Annotated in this window: 15 protein-coding genes; 9 read left to right on the top strand and 6 right to left on the bottom strand. The window is 70.2% G+C overall.

Features of this window, described 5'->3' with window-relative positions; translation table 11 throughout:
* Positions 1-28: 28 nt before the first annotated feature.
* Genes pal through CVH10_RS01060 form a run of 3 tightly spaced genes read left to right on the top strand, consistent with a single transcriptional unit; the run spans position 29 to position 2190 of the window.
* Complete coding sequence (gene pal / locus CVH10_RS01070; RefSeq protein WP_035593153.1) at positions 29-568, top strand: peptidoglycan-associated lipoprotein Pal; 540 nt, start codon at positions 29-31, stop codon at positions 566-568.
* A 44-nt stretch (positions 569-612) separates the two neighbouring features.
* The gene (ybgF, locus tag CVH10_RS01065) at positions 613-1410 is read left to right on the top strand and encodes a tol-pal system protein YbgF (RefSeq protein WP_035593155.1); all 798 of its coding nucleotides are present in this window, start codon (positions 613-615) and stop codon (positions 1408-1410) included.
* Positions 1411-1425: 15 nt separating this feature from the next.
* Positions 1426-2190, top strand: coding sequence for a YciK family oxidoreductase (locus CVH10_RS01060; RefSeq protein ID WP_035593158.1), 765 nt, complete (start codon positions 1426-1428; stop codon positions 2188-2190).
* Between the two features lie 114 nt (positions 2191-2304).
* Here the strand turns inward: CVH10_RS01060 and CVH10_RS01055 are convergent, their stop codons facing one another.
* Both CVH10_RS01055 and ubiG read right to left on the bottom strand, forming a co-directional pair.
* The gene (locus CVH10_RS01055) at positions 2305-2985 is read right to left on the bottom strand and encodes an HAD-IA family hydrolase (RefSeq protein WP_106487578.1); all 681 of its coding nucleotides are present in this window, start codon (positions 2983-2985) and stop codon (positions 2305-2307) included.
* Positions 2982-3707: a bifunctional 2-polyprenyl-6-hydroxyphenol methylase/3-demethylubiquinol 3-O-methyltransferase UbiG gene (gene ubiG, locus CVH10_RS01050; RefSeq protein WP_035593162.1), complete on the bottom strand. Its 726-nt coding sequence runs from the start codon at positions 3705-3707 to the stop codon at positions 2982-2984. The genes CVH10_RS01055 and ubiG overlap by 4 nt, the downstream gene beginning before the upstream one ends.
* A 140-nt stretch (positions 3708-3847) precedes the next feature.
* Here ubiG and galU point away from each other — a divergent pair, with 140 nt between their 5' ends.
* Positions 3848-4738, top strand: coding sequence for a UTP--glucose-1-phosphate uridylyltransferase GalU (gene galU, locus CVH10_RS01045; protein WP_046078698.1), 891 nt, complete (start codon positions 3848-3850; stop codon positions 4736-4738).
* 3 nt (positions 4739-4741) lie between these two features.
* Positions 4742-6031 carry a nucleotide sugar dehydrogenase gene (locus tag CVH10_RS01040; protein WP_106487577.1) on the top strand — a complete coding sequence of 430 codons (1290 nt, stop codon included), beginning with the start codon at positions 4742-4744 and terminating at the stop codon, positions 6029-6031.
* Positions 6032-6244: 213 nt separating this feature from the next.
* Here CVH10_RS01040 and CVH10_RS01035 read toward each other — a convergent pair whose 3' ends face one another.
* The gene (locus tag CVH10_RS01035) at positions 6245-6823 is read right to left on the bottom strand and encodes a superoxide dismutase (RefSeq protein ID WP_035593170.1); all 579 of its coding nucleotides are present in this window, start codon (positions 6821-6823) and stop codon (positions 6245-6247) included.
* A gap of 276 nt (positions 6824-7099) precedes the next feature.
* Between CVH10_RS01035 and CVH10_RS01030 the strand changes: the two genes are divergently transcribed.
* The 4 genes from CVH10_RS01030 to msrA all read left to right on the top strand — a co-directional run bounded on the left by CVH10_RS01030 (position 7100) and on the right by msrA (position 14532).
* Positions 7100-7894, top strand: coding sequence for a hypothetical protein (locus CVH10_RS01030; protein ID WP_035593173.1), 795 nt, complete (start codon positions 7100-7102; stop codon positions 7892-7894).
* 29 nt (positions 7895-7923) lie between these two features.
* Positions 7924-9786 (top strand): autotransporter assembly complex family protein, encoded by a 1863-nt coding sequence (locus CVH10_RS01025; RefSeq protein ID WP_106487576.1) that lies wholly within the window; start codon positions 7924-7926, stop codon positions 9784-9786.
* A 77-nt stretch (positions 9787-9863) separates the two neighbouring features.
* The gene (locus tag CVH10_RS01020; protein ID WP_106487575.1) at positions 9864-13883 is read left to right on the top strand and encodes a translocation/assembly module TamB domain-containing protein; all 4020 of its coding nucleotides are present in this window, start codon (positions 9864-9866) and stop codon (positions 13881-13883) included.
* 34 nt (positions 13884-13917) lie between these two features.
* The gene (gene msrA, locus CVH10_RS01015; protein WP_035593182.1) at positions 13918-14532 is read left to right on the top strand and encodes a peptide-methionine (S)-S-oxide reductase MsrA; all 615 of its coding nucleotides are present in this window, start codon (positions 13918-13920) and stop codon (positions 14530-14532) included.
* Here the strand turns inward: msrA and CVH10_RS01010 are convergent.
* The 3 genes from CVH10_RS01010 to CVH10_RS01000 form a co-directional block, all read right to left on the bottom strand.
* A complete protein-coding gene (locus CVH10_RS01010) occupies positions 14513-15541 on the bottom strand; it encodes a hydrolase (protein WP_106487574.1) in 1029 nt (342 codons plus the stop codon). The two genes, msrA and CVH10_RS01010, sit on opposite strands and share 20 nt — an antisense overlap.
* Positions 15538-16458 carry a LysR family transcriptional regulator gene (locus CVH10_RS01005; protein WP_106487573.1) on the bottom strand — a complete coding sequence of 307 codons (921 nt, stop codon included), beginning with the start codon at positions 16456-16458 and terminating at the stop codon, positions 15538-15540. Before CVH10_RS01005 ends, CVH10_RS01010 begins: the two co-directional genes overlap by 4 nt.
* A 260-nt stretch (positions 16459-16718) precedes the next feature.
* The gene (locus CVH10_RS01000; protein ID WP_106487760.1) at positions 16719-17756 is read right to left on the bottom strand and encodes an ABC transporter ATP-binding protein; all 1038 of its coding nucleotides are present in this window, start codon (positions 17754-17756) and stop codon (positions 16719-16721) included.
* Positions 17757-17776 lie beyond the last annotated feature (20 nt).

Raw genomic sequence — 17776 nt, 5'->3', positions numbered from 1 at the left:
TGTATCCCGCAAGGAAAGGAGTCGAACGATGCAATTCAAGCCTTATGCCCGCACTCTGATCGCCGCCATGTCGATGGCCGTCATGGCCGGCTGCTCCAGCACCGGTGGCACCCAGGAAGGGTCCATGGACGGCACCGCCGGCACCGGTGCCGGTGGCGTGGGGACCGGCACCGCCGGCACCGGCCAGGTCAGCGGCAGCGGCCTCGGCGAGGGCGCCGGTCAGATGGCCGGCTCGCGGATTCCCGAAGTCCGCACCATCTACTTCGCCTACGACAGCGACACCATCCGCCCCGAGTTCCAGTCGGTACTCCAGTCCCACGCCCGCTTCCTGCAAAACAACGGCAACGCCAGCGTGGTGCTGCAGGGCCATACCGACGAGCGCGGCACCCGCGAGTACAACCTGGCCCTCGGTGAGCGCCGCGCCGACGCCGTCAAGCGCTTCCTGAGCGTGCAGGGTGTCTCGCCGTCCCAAGTCGAGGTCGTCAGCTACGGCGAGGAGCGTCCGGCGGCCCGCGGCAGCAACGAGGAAGCCTACGCCCAGAACCGCCGGGTGGTCTTCGCCTACTGAGCCCCGCGCCACGCACGGCACCACGATAGCGAAGGGAGAAAGCGATGAGACCGCGTCTCAGAATCTGGACCGCCGCCGGCGCCTTGAGCCTGCTGGCCGCCCCGGCGCTGGCCCAGCAGCCGGTGGTGGAGGATCTCACCGCCCGCTCCGGCTCAGGCAGCTTCTACGACCAGACCGCCGCCCGCGAACCGGCGGGCGGCAATCTGGAGCTGTTCAACGAGCTGCAGCGCAACCAGGAGCAGCTTCGCCAGCTGCGTGGTCAGGTCGAGGAGCTGCGCTACCAGCTCGACCGCCTCAAGCGTCAGACCCGCCAGCAGTACATGGATCTGGACGAGCGCCTGTCCGCGAACGCCGCCAGCGCGGCGGGCGGGGCCGGTGCCGCCGCGGCCGAGCAGGTGGCCGACAGCGGTGGGGCGGAGGCATCGGGCCAATCGAGCTCTGGTCAGTCAGCCAGCGGCAGCGATGCCGGCGCCCGGGCCGACTACCAGGCGGCCTTCGCCAAGGTGCAGGCCCGGGAGTTCGATGCCGCGACGCGGGCCTTCGAGTCCTTCGTCGACGAACATCCGAGCAGTACCCTCACCGCCAACGCCTACTACTGGCTCGGTGAGCTGCATTCGGCCGGCGGTGATCTCGACGCCGCCGACGCGGCCTTCCAACGCGTGCTCGATGACTTCCCCGACAGCAACAAGGTACCCGACACCCTCTACAAGCTGGGCCTGCTCAAGGCCCGCCAGGGGGATCCGGAAGCCGGCCAGGCGCTGCTCGAGCGGGTACAGCAGGCGTACCCCGACAGCAGCGCCGCCAACCTGGCGGCCGACTTCCAGCGGCAGTCGGGCAACTAGCCCCGGAGGGACATCATGACGGTCTGCAAGATCGACTACGAAGCGCCGCAGGGGCTACTCGACGGCCGGGTGATCCTCGTCACCGGCGCGGGCGACGGCATCGGCCGCGCCGCGGCGCTCGCCTATGCCCGCCACGGCGCCACGGTGGTCCTGCTGGGGCGTACCATCGCCAAGCTGGAAGCGGTGTACGACGCCATCGAGTCCGAGGGACTGCCGCAGCCGGCGATCTTCCCGCTCAACTTCGAGGGGGCGACGCTCAAGGACTACCACGACATGGCCGCGGCCCTGGACAAGGAGTTCGGACGCCTGGACGGCATCCTGCACAACGCCGGCCTGCTGGGCGACATCACCCCCTTCGCCCAGTACGATCCGGCGCTGTGGGAGCAGGTGATGCAGGTCAACATCAACGGGCCGATCTGGATGACCCAGGCGCTGCTGCCGCTGCTGGAAGCGTCGGCGGACGCCTCGGTCATCTTCACCTCGTCCTCGGTGGGCCGTCGCGGCCGCGCCTACTGGGGGGCCTATGCGGTATCGAAGTTCGCCACCGAAGGGTTCATGGAAGTGCTGGCCGACGAGGTGGAGCACCTCGGCACGCTGCGCATCAACACCCTGAACCCCGGCGCCACGCGTACCGCCATGCGCCAGTCCGCCTATCCGGCGGAGGACCCGGGCACGCTGCGCACGCCGGAGGACATCATGCCCACCTATCTGTGGCTGATGGGGCCCGACAGCCGCGGCCACAGCGGCGAGGCGTTCGACGCCCAGCCGCCCCGAACCTGACGCCGACGCAACGGCGTCAGCGATAAGACCAGCAGGCCTCCCGCCAGGGAGGCCTGCTTTTTTTATCGGCCATCATGATATCGCCGCCCCAGAGGGCGTCGCCGTGTCGGGACATCAACGCTTGGGAAGAACTGGCAGCAGCGCCTCGGTCAACGCCTCGGCGGTCTCGAACCAGCGATCCGCCGGCCACAGGCGATAGTCGTCGTCCTCGGTGATATAGCCGTAGCCCACCGCCACCGCGGGCATGCCCGCCGCCCGTGCGGCCTGCATGTCGCGATGGTGGTCGCCGAGATACCAGCAGTCGCCCGGCGACACGCCGAGGCGCCGGGCGGCCTCCAGCAGCGGCGCGGGGTCGGGCTTCTTGACCGGCAGGTCATCGGCGCACAGCAGCGCGCCCGGCTCGAGGCCCAGGGCCTCCACCAGCGGCGCGGCATAGGCGCGCGGCTTGTTGGTGACGATGCCCCAGGGACGACCGGCGTCGCGCCATGCGTCCAGCAGGCGATCCAGCGGCGGAAAGACCCGGCTCTCCACGGCCACCGCCTCGCCGTAGGCGGCCAGCAGGAAGGCCCGGGCGTCATCGTGACCGTCGTGTTCGCGCTCGAGGCCCAGCGCCAGGGTCACCAGGGCGCTGCCGCCGTTGGAGACCTGGGCGCGGATGGTCGGGTAGGGCAGGGGCGCCAACCCGTGATGGTCACGCAGGGAGTTGGTGGCCCGGGCCAGATCCGGGGCGGTATCCACCAGGGTGCCGTCGAGATCGAACAGCAGCGCCTCGGGTGTCGGCCATTCGCGACTCACGATGCCTCCCGCCGGCAGTGCATCAGGTAATTCACCGATACATCGGTGGCCGACAGCCGATAGCGGCGGGTCAGCGGCTGGTAGGTCAGGCCGCTCTGCTCGCAGACCGCCAGGCCGGCCTCGCGGCACCAGCCGGCGAGCTCCGAGGGGCGGATGAACTTGGCATAGTCGTGGGTGCCCCGCGGCAGCATGCGCAGCAGGTACTCGGCGCCGACCACGGCCAGGGCATAGGCCTTGGGATTGCGGTTGATGGTCGAGAAGAATACCTGCCCGCCGGGCTTGACCAGCCGCGCGCAGGCGCGGATCACCGAGGCGGGGTCGGGCACGTGCTCGAGCATCTCCAGGCAGGTGACCACGTCGAACTCGCCGGCATGGGCCTCGGCCATGGCCTCGACGCTGATCTGGCGGTAGTCGACGCGCGCGCCGGTCTCCTCGGCGTGCAGCCGGGCCACCGCCAGCGGCGCCTCGCCCAGGTCGATGCCGGTGACCTCGGCGCCGCGATGGGCCATGGCCTCGGCGAGGATGCCGCCGCCGCAGCCGACGTCGAGCACCCGATGGCCGGCCAGCCCCGCGCGGGCGTCGATGAAGTCGAGGCGCAGGGGATTGATCTCGTGCAGCGGCTTGAACTCGCCGTCGGTATCCCACCAGCGATGGGCCAGGGCCTCGAACTTGGCGATCTCCGCCGCGTCGACGTTGTCCGCTTGCGACTGGCTTGCCGTCATCTGTCCTCTCCGTAGGTGTCGCCGGCCTGCCACTGTGGCGGGCCCGATCTGATTCGGTATGATGCCATTCTACTCGTTCCCGACGCCCCGGCCCATGCCCGGCCGCGTCGGGCTACATGCGACATGACAAGGACCGCACCATGATCCGCAAGGCCGTTCTTCCCGTTGCCGGTTTCGGCACTCGTTGCCTGCCCGCCTCCAAGGCGATTCCCAAGGAGATGATCACCATCGTCGACCGCCCGGTGATCCAGTACGTGGTGCAGGAGGCCGTCGAGGCCGGCATTCGCGACATCGTGCTGGTGACCCACGGCAGCAAGAGCGCCATCGAGAACCACTTCGACAAGCACTTCGAGCTCGAGGCCAGCCTCGAGGCCAAGGGCAAGCAGGAGCTGCTCGAGGAGCTGCGCTCGATCGTGCCGGAAGACGTCAACATCATCAGCGTGCGCCAGTCCGAACCGCTGGGCCTCGGCCACGCGGTGCTCTGTGCCCGCCCGGTGATCGGCGACGACGAGCCCTTCGCCGTACTGCTGCCCGACGTGCTGGTCGATGACGACGGCCTCGAGCGCAACGACCTGGCCGGCATGATCGAGGCCTTCGATGCCACCGGCCGCAGCCAGCTGATGGTGGAGGAGGTGCCCCACGAGCTGGTCTACAAGTACGGCATCGTCGCCCCCGAGGGCGAGCCGCCGGCCGCCGGCGAGGCGGGGGCGCTGGCCGGGCTGATCGAGAAGCCCAAGGTCGAGGAGGCGCCCTCCGACCTGGCCGTGATCGGCCGCTATGCGCTGCCCGGCGCCATCTTCCCGCTGCTCGCCGAAACGCCGCCCGGCGCCGGCAACGAGATCCAGCTGACCGACGCCATCGAGACGCTGCGCCAGCAGAGCGGCGTCGACGCCTGGCGCATGCGCGGTCGCACCTACGACTGCGGCCACCAGCTCGGCTACCTCGAGGCGATTCTCGCCTACGGCCGCCGCCACGCCCGCTACGGCGAGGGCTTCCGCGAGCTGCTGACCCGCTACAGCGGCGAGGAGTAAGCCATGCGCGTTCTGGTCCACGGCAGCGAGCTGGCCGCCGCCACCGCGGCGGCGGCGCTGGCTTCGGTCGGCCACCGGGTGACCTGGTGGCCCCACGCCAGCGCCGACTGGCCGACGCTCGCCGAGAGCGGCTGGCTGGCCAGCGAGCCGCAGCTGATGTCGCGCCTGGAGGAAGGGCGCGCCCAGGGCCATCTCAGGGTTCTCGACGTCGGCGAACCTCTCGAGGGCGACGACTTCGAGGTGCTGTGGCTGGCCCTGTCGCCGGCACAGCGCGAGGAAGGCCGCACCACCGTGGCCGAACTGTCGTCGCGGCTGACCGCAGACGCGGTGCTGGTCAACAATTCGACCTTCCCGGTCGGCGAGACCGACCGCCTGGCCGCCGGCCTCGGCAACGGGCGTCGGGCCGTGGCGCTGGCCGACCTGCTCGAGGAAGGCCGCGCCTGGGAGACCTTCACCCGGCCGTCGCGCTGGCTGCTGGGCTGCGACGACCGCGACGCCGAACGCCAGGTACGCGAGCTGCTGCGAGCGTTCAATCGCCGCCGCGAGGTCTTCCAGCGCATGCCACGCCGGGCCGCCGAGCTGACCAAGCTGGCGATCAACGGCATGCTGGCCACCCGCATCAGCTACATGAACGAGATCGCCGGCCTCGCCGACACCCTGGGGGTGGACGTGGAGGACGTGCGCGAGGGCATGGGCGCGGACAGCCGCATCGGCTACGAGTACCTCTATCCCGGCTGCGGCTTCGGCGGCCCGAGCTTTTCCCGCGACCTGATGCGTCTGGCCGACGTGCAGTCGGCCAGCGGCCGCCATTCGGCGCTGCTCGACCAGGTGCTCGACATCAACGAGCAGAAGAAGGAGACGCTGTTCCGCAAGCTGTGGGCCCACTACCACGGCCGGCTGGAAGGCCTGACCGTGGCCATCTGGGGCGCGGCCTTCAAGCCCGGCACGGCGCGCATCGATCATGCGCCGGTGCTGACGCTGCTGCGCGCCCTCTGGGCCCAGGGCGTGCACGTGCGGCTGCACGATCCCGCCGCCACCGGGGCGCTGCGCGAACGGCTCGGCGACCATCCGTTGCTGGCACTGTTCGACGGCGACCCGGACGAGGCACTCGACGGTGCCGATGCCCTGATGCTGGTCACCGAGTGGAAGGCCTACTGGAACCCGGACTGGCCGCGCCTGGCGTCGCAGCTGAACGGCAAGCTGCTGCTCGACGGTCGCAATATCTACGACCCGGCCCACGTCGCCGACATGGGGCTGTACTATCGGGGGATCGGGCGCCGCGCCGATCCTTGAGTCGGCTCGATTTGCTGCTGCGCTCGACAGGCTGGCCGCCGGCGGTGCTCGCTATCCTCATGTAGCAGGCTACACTCCGGTAGCTGCGCTCCGGCGGCAATCAGCCTGCCTTCGCTCGCGACGTAAATCGAGGCCGACTCCCTAAATAAGCGGTAGAAACAAAACGGCCCCGCCTGATGGCGGGGCCGTTGTCGTTCGCGAGTCCGCTGGGGATCAGGCGAAGTTCTGGGCGACGAAGTCCCAGTTCAGCACGTTCCAGACGTTCTCGAGGTACTTCGGACGCGCGTTGCGGTAGTCGATGTAGTAGGCGTGCTCCCACACATCGATGGTCAGCAGCGGGGTCTGGCCGTGGGCGACCGGGGTGTCGGCGTCGTCGGTGTTGACGATGTCGACGCCGCCGTCGGCGGTCTTGATCAGCCAGGTCCAGCCGGAACCGAAGTTGCCGACGGCCTTGGCGTTGAAGGCGCTCTTGAATTCCTCGAAGGAACCGAACTTGGCGTTGATGGCCTCGGCCAGGGCGCCGGTCGGCTCACCGCCGCCGTTCGGCGACAGGCAGTGCCAGTAGAAGGTGTGGTTCCAGACCTGAGCCGCCTGGTTGAACAGGCCGCCGGAGGCGGACTGGATGATCTCTTCCAGGGACTTGTTGGCGTTCTCGGTGCCGTCGGTCAGCTCGTTGAGCTTGGTGACGTAGGCCTGGTGGTGCTTGCCGTAGTGGTACTCCAGGGTCTCGGCGGAGATGTGCGGCTCCAGGGCGTTCTTTTCGTACGGCAGTGCGGGCAGTTCGAATGCCATTATCGTTTCTCCTCGTTGCTAGTCATGGGTCACGGCGACCCATGGTGTGCCAGTGCGCTGGGGGAGTGCAAGGTCGATGTCGGCCCGGATTCGGCCGTGCCCCGTTCGCTCCCTCGATAAAAAACCGTACACTATCAGTGTGCTGTACCAGTCCGGTCACGGCATCATATCACCCGCCCCAGGGTCCGCCAATTCCGATCAGGGGACTCGGGCATGGGACGCGTGCCGGCGATATCGCCGGCGGGACGCCGACACGCAACGCGCAAGGAGACCACCATGGCAGAGCGCCCGGAAGACCGCCGGCAGCCACACCCGATCGTGCCGGACCCGGATGCCAGCCTGGCCGGGCACCACCGGCCACACGCCCCGCCCAAGGCGACCGTCTGGCCGCTGTGGCTGCTGATCCTGCTGCTCGTCGCGGCCCTGGCCGGGCTGGCCTACGCCGGCTGGCTGGAGCGTCAGCGGCTGGAACAGCGGTTGACCCGACTCAACGGCGATATCTCCAACCTCCATGCCCGCTTCGACGCCTCCGAGGGCCGCGGCGAACTGCTGTCGGAGATCCAGGCGCGGCTCGATGAACTCGAGGGGCTGGACAACACGCTAAGAGACGCACTGGACGACCGTCTCGCACAGCGTCTGGCCGACTGGCAGGACGAACACCTGGCGCCGCTGACCGACGCCCGTTCCACCCTCGAGGGGCGGGTCGCCACCCTGGCCGAGAACGGCGAGGTACGTGCCGAGACCCTGGCCGCGGTGCGCGACTCCATGAAGGCCCTGGAGACGGCCAACCGCGAGGGGCTGGCCGCTCTCACCGAGCGCCTGGCGGCCCTGGAGACGACCCAGCAGGGCGAGGCCGAGCGCCAGCAAGCGCTGGTCGCGCGTCTCGACGAGTCCGAGGCGGCCCTGTCCGACCTCGCCGACGACGTTGAAGCCCTGGCCACGGCGCGCGATGATGAGCGCGAGCGAGCCGAGGCCCTGGAGGCGCGGCTCGCGGACCTGCAGGCCGAACTGCGGGAACTGCGCCAGTCTCAGCTGGCCATGAACGCCCAGCTCGAAGCGCTGCGGCAGTGACAGGACGTCAGCCAGGGGCCCACGACATCATGGACAAGCGTCTCGCCAATCGCCTTGCGGTCGCCTCGCTGTCGATCGGACTCGCGGCCCCCGGGGCGGCCCAGGCCCTCGACGCCAGCATCGAGGGCATCGAGGGCGACCCCGCCGACAACCTCGAGACCTATCTCGACGGGCTGGATGCCGACGATTACTCGCCCCAGCGCCTCGAGGCCGAGGTCCGCCGGCTCGCCGCCGAGTCGCTCAGGGTCTACGGCTATTACGAGCCGACCTTCGAGATCCGCTTCGACGACCCCGACGCGCCGGAAGAGGTGACGATCCGCGTCGATCCCGGCGAGCCGGTGCGCATCGAACGCCTCGACTTCGGCCTGGCCGGTGGCGCCGCCGAGGACGCTCCCTTCCAGGACGCCATCGACGCCTACCCCCAGCAGGAAGGGGAGGTGCTGCTTCACGCGCCGTTCGATGCGCTGCGCAGCCAGCTCTCCGGCCTGGCCCTGGAACGTGGCTACTTCGACTGGCGCTTCACCGAGCGGCGCATGGAGATCCGCCCCTGGGCCCATAGCGCCCGGCTGTCGCTGGCCCTGGACAGCGGCGAGCGCTATCGCTTCGGGCCGGTTCACTTCCAGGGCCAGCACATCGAGACCGAGCGCCTTCAGGCCCTGGCGCCGTTCCACGAGGGCAAGCCCTATCTCGCCGCCGATGTGGCCACCTTCAACCAGCGCCTCGGTCAGACCGAATGGTTCGGTTCGGTCAGCGTGCGCCCCCTGCTGGATGCGGGCATCGGCCAGCTGGCCTTGCCACCGGCGCCCATCGGCTTTCTCAACGAGCTCGACGTGGAGGGCCTGCCGGCCACGGCACCGCCCGACCCTCGCCTGAGCGCGACGGCGCTCGCCGCGGTCGCCACCCTCGAGGCGCCGGCAGTGCCCGAGGTGCCCATCGAGGTCAGCGTCACCCCCGCCGACCGCCACCAGTTCGAGGTCGGCCTGGGCTTCGCCACCGACGTCGGCCCGCGGCTGCGTTTCTCCTGGGACCAGCCCTGGGTCAATCGCTACGGCCACAGCCTCAAGCACGATCTCTACCTCTCGGGGCCGGAACAGCAGTTCAGCGGTGTCTACGACATGCCGCTGGACGACCCGCGACGCGACAGCTATCGCCTTCAGTACGGCCTGCTGAACAAGGAAAACGAGGACACCCAGACCCTGGAAGCCAGCGTGGAATTCGGTCGTCGCTGGCAGTTCGACAACGCCTGGGAGCAGATCGTCTACCTGCGCACCACCTACGAGGACTTCACCCAGGCCGACGAGAGCAATCAGGTGCTGCTGGTCTATCCCGGGGTGCGCTGGACCCGCACCCGCTCGCGCAATCCGACCTTTCCGCGCTGGGGCGATCGTCAGCAGATCTCGGTGCAGTATTCCAGCGAGGCCTGGGGATCCGACGCCGAGTTCCTGCGCATGGACGCCGACTCCCAGTGGATCCGCAGCCTCGGCGACGACTACCGCTTCGTGGGTCGCATCGGCGCGGGCAGCATCGTCACCGACGACTTCACCAACGTGCCGCCATCGCTGCGCTTCTTCGCCGGCGGCGACAGCAGCGTGCGCGGCTACGGTTACGAGAGCCTGGCCCCGGAGAATGCCGACGGCGAACTGGTCGGCGGCGAACAGCGCCTGGTCGGCAGCGTCGAAGCCCAGCGCCGCCTGACCGGTGCCTGGTGGCTGGCCAGCTTCGTCGACACCGGTGACGCCTTCACCGACTGGTGGCCCGAGGAGCTGAATACCAGTGCCGGCCTCGGCGTGCGCTGGATCTCGCCGGTAGGGCCGATCCGCTTCGACGTCGCCCACCCGTTCGACAGCGACGATAGCTACCGCATCCACTTCGCCATCGGCCCGGAATTCTGAAGCGTCATCGTGAACCTGCATCCATCGCATCGGGCCGTGGCCCGTCACCTGAGCCTGCGAGAGTCATCATCGTGAGAATGCGCCGCCTGAGCTGGGCCCTGGTCCGGCTGTTGATCCTGCTGCCGCTGTGGCTGATCGGCCTGGTCATGCTGCTGCTGGGCCTGGCCCTGTCGCCCTGGGGGACCAGCGCCCTGTTCGCCCAGGCCGAGCGACTCGGGCTGCTCGAGGTCGAGCGCGTCGAGGGCGCGCCCCTGGACACGCTGACGATCGAAGGCCTGCGCCTGACGGCCGGTCCGGCCAGCGTCGCGGTCGAGGACTTCGAGCTCGCCTGGGCCGACGACTGCCTGCTCCACGGCCGGCTGTGCATCGACCGCCTGGGCGTGACCGGCGCCCGCATCCGCCTCGGTGCCAGCGACGCCGCCGACGAACCCGCTCCGGAAGAGCAGGAGAGCGCCGGCGGCCCGCCCGGAGCGATCCGTCTGCCGCTGCCGATGGCGCTGCGCGAGCTGCTGCTGGACGACGTCGAGGTGCGTCTCGCCGATGGCACCCGCCTGCGCTGGCAGCACTTCGAGAGCGGCGCCGAGGCCGAGGGCAATGCCCTGACCCTGTCGCCCACGCGGCTCGTCGGGCTGCGACTCACACCGTCGATCTCGCCGGGCAACCGGCTCGCCCTGAGCGAGGCGGAAAGCCGCGACGACGTGCTCACGGCCATCGCGATCGACGCCGCGGTAGCGGTCCGATCGCCGCTGCCGTCCAGCGTCGCGCCGGCTGCCGCAGGCGTGAGGGATTCGCAGCCGTCGACTGACGCTCCCGCCGACGAGCGACTCCGGCTGCCGGACATCACCCTGCCACTGGCCGTGGAGGTGCCAAGTCTGACCCTGGAAGACACCGCCTTCGAGGGGCCCCAGGCCTACGTCATCGACCGGCTCGACCTCAGCGTCACGGCCCGCGATCAGCAGCTGACCGTGCACCCGCTGGCGGTGACCTCCCGGGAGGCCGACGCCACCCTCGAGGCCGAGGTCACCCTGCGCGACGATTACCCCCTCGACGTGAGCCTCGGCGCCGACTTCTATTTGCCCGAACGCCTGCCGGCCCTGGCCGGGCAGCGGCTCGAGCTGGCCCTGACCGGCGATCTGGGCGACCTGGACGTGGCGCTGTCGGCCACCGGCCCCGTGGCAGCCGAGCTGTCGGCCCACCTCGACGCCCTGGACCCGGCACGGCCGTTCACCGCCCGGCTGACCAGCCCCGGGCTGCAGTGGCCGCTGCCTGGCGCCATGCCGACCACCGGCGACGAGGATGACGAGAGCGATGGCGCGTCTGGCCCCCCCGAGCCGTGGCGGGTCGAGCACCTCGAGCTCGACGCTGAAGGCACGCTCGACGACTATCGGGTCAACCTGGGACTGGCCGCCCGGGGGCCGTCGCTGCCGCGCACCGAACTCGCGCTGAACGGTCAGGGCAACCTGCAGCGCTTCGACTGGACGCCGCTGCGCCTGACGCCGCCGGAGGGCACGCTGACCAGCGAAGGGCGGATCGACTGGTCCGAGGCACTGTCGATGTCGGCACGCCTCGACGTCGACGGCTTCGACCCCGAGCCCTTCGTCGAGGGGCTGAGTGGACGGCTGAACGGTCGGCTACAGGTAGCCTTCTCCCAGAGTGCCGACGGCTGGCGGCTCGGCGTGCCGACGCTTGCCGTGGACGGCGAGCTCGCCCAGCAGCCGTTTTCTCTGTCGGGTCAGCTGTCCGGCGATCACGACATGAACTGGGACATCGCCTCGCTGAGTCTGCGCCAGGGCGAGAATCGGCTGGACGCCTCGGGCCGGGTCGCGCCGAGTCGCCTGGATCTGGACGCCCGCATCGACATGCCGCGCCTGGACACCCTCTATCCCGACCTCGACGGGGCGCTGGATGGCGACATCGCGGCCCGCGGCAGCTTCGAGCAACCTCAGCTCTCCTTGAGCCTGAACGGCGACCGGCTGGCCTTCGGCGACAATCGCCTCGCCCGGCTACGCCTGGCGGGTGAGGTGGCCGGCCTGGACGACCCCAGCCTCGACCTGAGCCTGACCGCCGATGACGTCGCCGCCGGCGGCCAGGCCTTCCCGGCCATCGCGCTGGCCCTCGATGGCCGGCTCTCGGCGCATCGCCTGACCCTCGACGTGGACGGCGCCCCGGACGGGCCGCTGGCGGCGCTGAACCTGGCCCTGGAAGGGGCGCTGGACGAGGCCCGCGAGCGCTACCGCGGGCGACTGATGCCGCTGGACGCCGACACCGCCTACGGCCGCCTCGCCCTCGACGAGGCGCTGGCCTTCGACGCCGATCTGACGGCCAGCGCCGTGGACGTCCAGCCGTTCTGCCTGCTCCGAGCCGAGGGCGGCGGGCTGTGCCTGACGGCACCGCTGTCGGCCTCGCCGGACAGCGGCCGCGCCGAGCTGGCCATCCGCGAGCTGCCGATGGACCTGATCAACGACGCCATGCCGGTGGGGTGGGGCGTGGAGGGCGCCACCGAGGGCGATCTGGTGGCCGAATGGTCGAACGGCGGCGCCTGGCAGGCCACCGCCAACCTCGACAGCCGCGTCGAAATCAACGGCGAGGACGCCTATGGCCAGCCCTGGTCGGTACCCGGCACCGGACTCTCGCTCGCCCTCGATGCCGACCAGGGCAGCGCTGACCTGGACCTGGGGCTGACCTTCGGCGACCAGGGGGCGATGCAGCTCGATCTGGGCATCGTCGATCCCCTGGGCACCGGCCGGCTCGAAGGCCGCTTCGAGATCGACGATGTCCGACTGGCGCCCTACCGGCCGCTGATCGCCGACCTGGAGACCCTGGAAGGCGCGCTCGCCGCCGGTATCGACATCACCGGGAATCGCGAGCAGCCGCGCCTGGACGGGCGTCTGGCCCTCGACGGCCTGCGTGCCGAAGGCCTCGGCCTGCCGCTGTCGGTGGTCGACGGCCAGCTGGCCGTCGACCTGGCCGGCGACAGCGCCGACATCGACGGCTACCTGCAAAGCGAAGAGGGCCGACTGAACATCGTCGGCGACGCGAGCTGGCCCTCGGCCGGCGCCTGGCAGGCTGCCCTCGACCTGGAGGGTCGCGAGGCTCCGCTGCTGGCCGCGCTACCGGGCTTCGGCCGCCTGCGCCTGGCCCCCGACCTGGCGATCCGCGCCACGCCCGAGCGGCTTCAGGTCCGCGGCGAGGTGGCCGTGCCCTGGGCCCGACTGGAAATTGGTCGGGTCCCGGCCTCGGCGGTCTCGCCGAGCCCCGACGAGGTCATCCTCACCCGCGAGGAGGCGGAAGCGGCCGACCGCCAGGCCGCCAGCGGTGAGCCGGGCGCCGGCACCGCCGAGGCCATGCAGCAGGCCGGCATGGCGCTGGACGTTCAGGTGGACCTGGTACTGGGCCCGGACATGCGCCTCGAGGCCTACGGGCTGGAAACCGAGCTGCTCGGCGACCTGCAGGTGCGCCAGTCCGACGGCCCCGTGCAGCTGTTCGGCAACGTCAACCTGGAAGACGGCCGCTTCCGGGCCTTCGGCCAGGACCTGATCATTCGCCAGGGCATCCTCTATTTCAGCGGCCCGCCGGGACAGCCGCTGCTCGACTTCGAGGCGGTACGCAACCCGGACAACACCCAGGATGGCGTGGTAGCCGGCCTCCGGGTCACCGGGCCCGCGGCCAACCCGAGCCTGGAGATCTTCTCCGAGCCGGCCATGAACGAGGCCCGGGCGCTGTCCTACGCGCTGCGTGGCCGGGCGCCGGATGACAGCGGCGGCGCCGACGGGGCGCTGACCTCGGCGCTGATCGGCGTCACCCTGGGCCAGGCCGGCGGCGCCGTGGGCGCGATCGGCGAGGCCTTCGGCATCGATGACCTGAGCCTGGACACGTCCGGCAGCGGCGAAGACAGCCAGGTCGTCGTGACCGGGAACCTGACCGACCGGTTGAGCGTCGGCTACGGTGTCGGGATCTTCTCGCCGATCGCCGAGCTGAGCCTGCGCTACAAGCTGTGGCGCGATCTCTACCTGGAAGCGGTCTCCGGCGCCAATCAGGCGGTCGACCTGATCTACACCTTCAGCCTGCCGGGCGATCCCCCGACGCTGACGCGATGAGCGACACGAGCAAGACGAACCAAGGAGCCACACGATGACCACTTCGCCGCTGTACGCCCCCGAGGGCCGCGACACGCCGCTGCAGATACAGGGCCGCCATACGGTCAGCGGCCACGACATGACACCGCCCTGGCCGGCGGGCATGCAGGAGATCGTGCTTGGCCTGGGCTGCTTCTGGGGCGCCGAACGGCTGTTCTGGCAGCTGCCCGGCGTGCATGTCACCGCCGTGGGCTATGCCGGCGGCGTGACGCCCAACCCCACCTACGAGGAGACCTGCACCGGACGCACCGGCCACGCCGAGGTGGTACGCGTCGTGTTCGACCCCGCGACGATCGATCTCGCGACCCTGCTGCGCCACTTCTGGGAGGCCCACGACCCGACCCAGGGCAACCGCCAGGGCAACGATATCGGTCCCCAGTACCGCTCGATCATCCTGGTCACCGACGAGGTCCAGCGCGAGGTCGCCGAGCACAGCCGTGACGCCTACGAACAGGCGCTGGCTCAGGTCGGGCGTGGCCCCGTCACCACCGTCATCGAACCCCTCGAGACCTTCTACTACGCCGAGGACTACCACCAGCAGTACCTCGACAAGAAGCCCGACGGCTACTGCGGCCTCAAGGGCACCGGCGTCAGCTGTCCGATCGGCTGAACGCCTCGCGCATGGAAGGCGTCGCGCCGGCCCAGCCATCCAGCTGAGCGCCGACGCGGCGCGCCAGCCAGCTCGCCAGCCTTCCGCCTCGGCGTTCGATGAAGCCCACATGCCCGCCGTGGCGGGATGTTTCCAGGCGAATCCCCGGGCCCAGCGCGACGTCCTGGTACAGGCGCGGCGGCATGAAGGGGTCATCCTCGGCGTGGAGGATCAGGGTCGGCCGGCGAATGCCGTGCAGAAGCGGCCCGGCCGAGGCGCGGCGATAGTAGTCGGCAGCACCGGCGAAGCCGTGCAGCGGCGCGGTCACCGCGTCGTCATATTGCCGCAGGGTGCCAAGACCGTTCAGGTCCCGGGACGACAGCGCCAACGGCAGCTCGTCGGCGTCGAGCCTCGGCGCCACCTTGGCCTTCAGCGCGCCGAGCAGGTGGCGCTGGTAGACCCGGGCGAAACCCCGCTCCAGGCAGTCGGCACTCGCCGCAAGGTCCACCGGCGGGGCGATGGCGATCGCGCCATGCAGCGCCGGGAACTCGCGATGGGCGTCTTCGGCCACCAGCTTGAGCAGCATGTTGGCCCCCAGCGAGACGCCGCAGGCGATGCGCGGTGCCCGGGGATAGCGCCGGGCTAACCGGGTCAACAGCCAGTGGGCATCGGCGGTATCACCGCTGTGATAGGCCCGCGGGCGACGGTTGGGGTGCCGCCCGCAGCCGCGAAAATGCATCAGCACGGCGCGATGACCTCGCTCGCCGGCGGCCGTCAGCAGCTGCCGGGCATAGGGCGAGTCGATCGAGCCTTCCAGCCCGTGGAACAGCACGAACAGCGGCGCGTCTTCGTCGGCGGGCCCCGGCGCCACCCAGCAGAGCTCGACCACATCCCCGTCGGGCAGCGCCAGCGTCTCCCAGGCCAGCGTCGGGGAGGGCGCCGGCAGCAGCCTCGGCAGCAGGGTCTGCAGGTGGCGATTGGCAAGCCCCGTCGGGGCGCGGAAATCCGCCTGATGACGGCCCGGCGTCATGTGGCGTCGGCCCTGGGTTCGACGAGCCGCTGCCACAGGGCGTCCACCGCCGGGTGGGGGTTCTCGCGAGATCGGAAGAGGCGGATCTCCAGCGGCACCTGCCAGCGCGTACCGCCGGCCGGCACCAGGGTTCCCGACGACAGCGCGGCCTGGATCGAGCGGGCCGGCAGCCAGCCGAGCCCGTAGCCGAGGCCCACCAGCTCGCGGATGTTGCCGCTCTGGATGCTCTCGTTGAGCACGCTGAAGGTCGGCATCTGGCCGAGCGACTGCAGGTGCGCGCGGATGCACTGGTCGATCACCCCGCGGGGGTGATAGGCGATCAGCGGCAGCGGGCGACGCCCGGTATCTTCGAGCGAGAAGCGCGGGCGGCCCTCGGCGTCGGGCAGCGACACCGGCACCAGCCGCTCGCGGCCGAGCACCCGGGCCTCCAGGCCTGCGGTTTCCAGGGGCAGCGTGCCTGGCGTGGCGGGCCAGTAGCACAGCACCAGGTCGCATTCCTGGCGCTCCAGGGCCCGAAAGTAGTCGTCGGCCAGCCAGCCGGTGGCGCGCAGGTAAGGCGTGACCGGCGGGGCGGGATCGAAGCCGGCCAGCCAGTCCGGCAGGAAGTTGGCCAGCAGGCTCTGGGGCGCGGCCAGCCGCAGGCGACTGGCGTCGGCCTCCGCCAGCTGACCGAGACGCTCCCTGGCGGTGTCGACTCGCCGGGTCACGTCCTCGCACAGCGCCAGGAACTCCTCGCCGGCCGGCGTCAGCGACAGCGGCAGGGTCTGGCGATTGATCAGGGTGGCCCCCATCTCCTCCTCGAGCAGCTTGATGCGTCGCGAGAAGGTCGGCTGGGTCACGTTCTGGGTCTCCGCCGCCCGTGAGAAATGACGCGTGCGCGCCAGGGCGATGAAGTCTTCCAGCCAGCGTAATTCCATCGTATTCCTTGTTGCCGGATCACCGGGACGGGGAGTCTACTCAGGTTAGCCGTCGTTGACCAACCGGTCAGGCAAGTCGTCAACGGCGGCCGTTCCCCGAGCTGAAAAGTCGACGAGCGAAGGCGAGACAAGGCAAAAATCAGCGAAAAGCCGGAGTTTAGGAGCCTTAAATGAGGACTTTGACGGGGACGCCTAGTCCGGGCTCGCGCACGAGCTGATTTTTAACGCCGTATCGCCGAGCGCAGGCACTTTTCGATACGTCAGATCCGGCCTTCCTCGACCCCATGACAGGCCACCTGCCCGCCCTGGTCGGTGGCGATCAGCGCCGGGACCTCGTCGCGGCAGCGCGCATTGGCATGCGGGCAGCGGCCGTGGAAGACGCACCCCGACGGCAGGTTCACCGGCGTGGGCACCTCGCCCTGCAGGCGGATGTGCTGCGGGCGGTCGTCCTCGAGCCGCGGAATCGCCGACATCAGCGCCTGGGTGTAGGGGTGGCGCGGGGTGGCGAACAGCGTCGCCGTGGGCGCCACCTCGCACACCCGGCCCAGGTACATCACCGCCACCCGGGTGCCGAAGTGCTCGACCACGGCCAGGTCGTGGGTGATGAACAGGTAGGTCAGGTTGCGCTCTTGCTGGGCCTCCATCAGCAGGTTGAGCACCTGGGCCTGGATCGAGACGTCAAGCGCCGAGATCGGCTCGTCGGCGACGATGAACTCCGGGTCCACCGCCAGCGCCCGGGCGATGGCGATGCGCTGACGCTGGCCGCCGGAGAACTCGTGGCCGTAGCGCGCGCCCCAGTCCGGGGCGATGCCCACCGCGTTCATCACCTCGGCGACCTTGTCCTGGACCTTCGCCGGCGACCAGTCGGGGTGGTGCAGGCGGATCGGCTCTTCCAGCGTCTGCTGGATGGTCATGCGCGGGTTCAGCGATGCATAGGGGTTCTGGAAGATCATCTGCATGCGCCGACGGTAGGGCAGCAGCGCCTTGGTGGTGCGGTCGTCGATGCGCTCGCCGTCATAGCGGATCTCGCCGGCACTGGGGGTGATCAGGCCCATCACGGTGCGGGCCACCGTGGACTTGCCGCAGCCGGACTCGCCGACCACGCACAGCGCCTCGCCGCGCCGGATGTCCAGGTCGACGCCGTTGATGGCGTGCACGTGCTTCTGCTCGCGCACCAGCTTGCCGCCCTTGAACTTGAGCTGCTCGAGGAAGTCGCCGGACAGCGAGAAGCGCTTCTCCAGGCCGCGGATCGACAGCAGCGGCTCGGCCGCCTCATGCGACGCGGCATCGGCGTTCATCGGCGCCGTGGAAGCGCCCG

Origin of the sequence: Halomonas sp. ND22Bw (assembly GCF_003011945.1) — a bacterium.
GTDB lineage: Bacteria > Pseudomonadota > Gammaproteobacteria > Pseudomonadales > Halomonadaceae > Halomonas > Halomonas halophila.
This window is presented reverse-complemented; position numbering and strand designations above follow the sequence as displayed.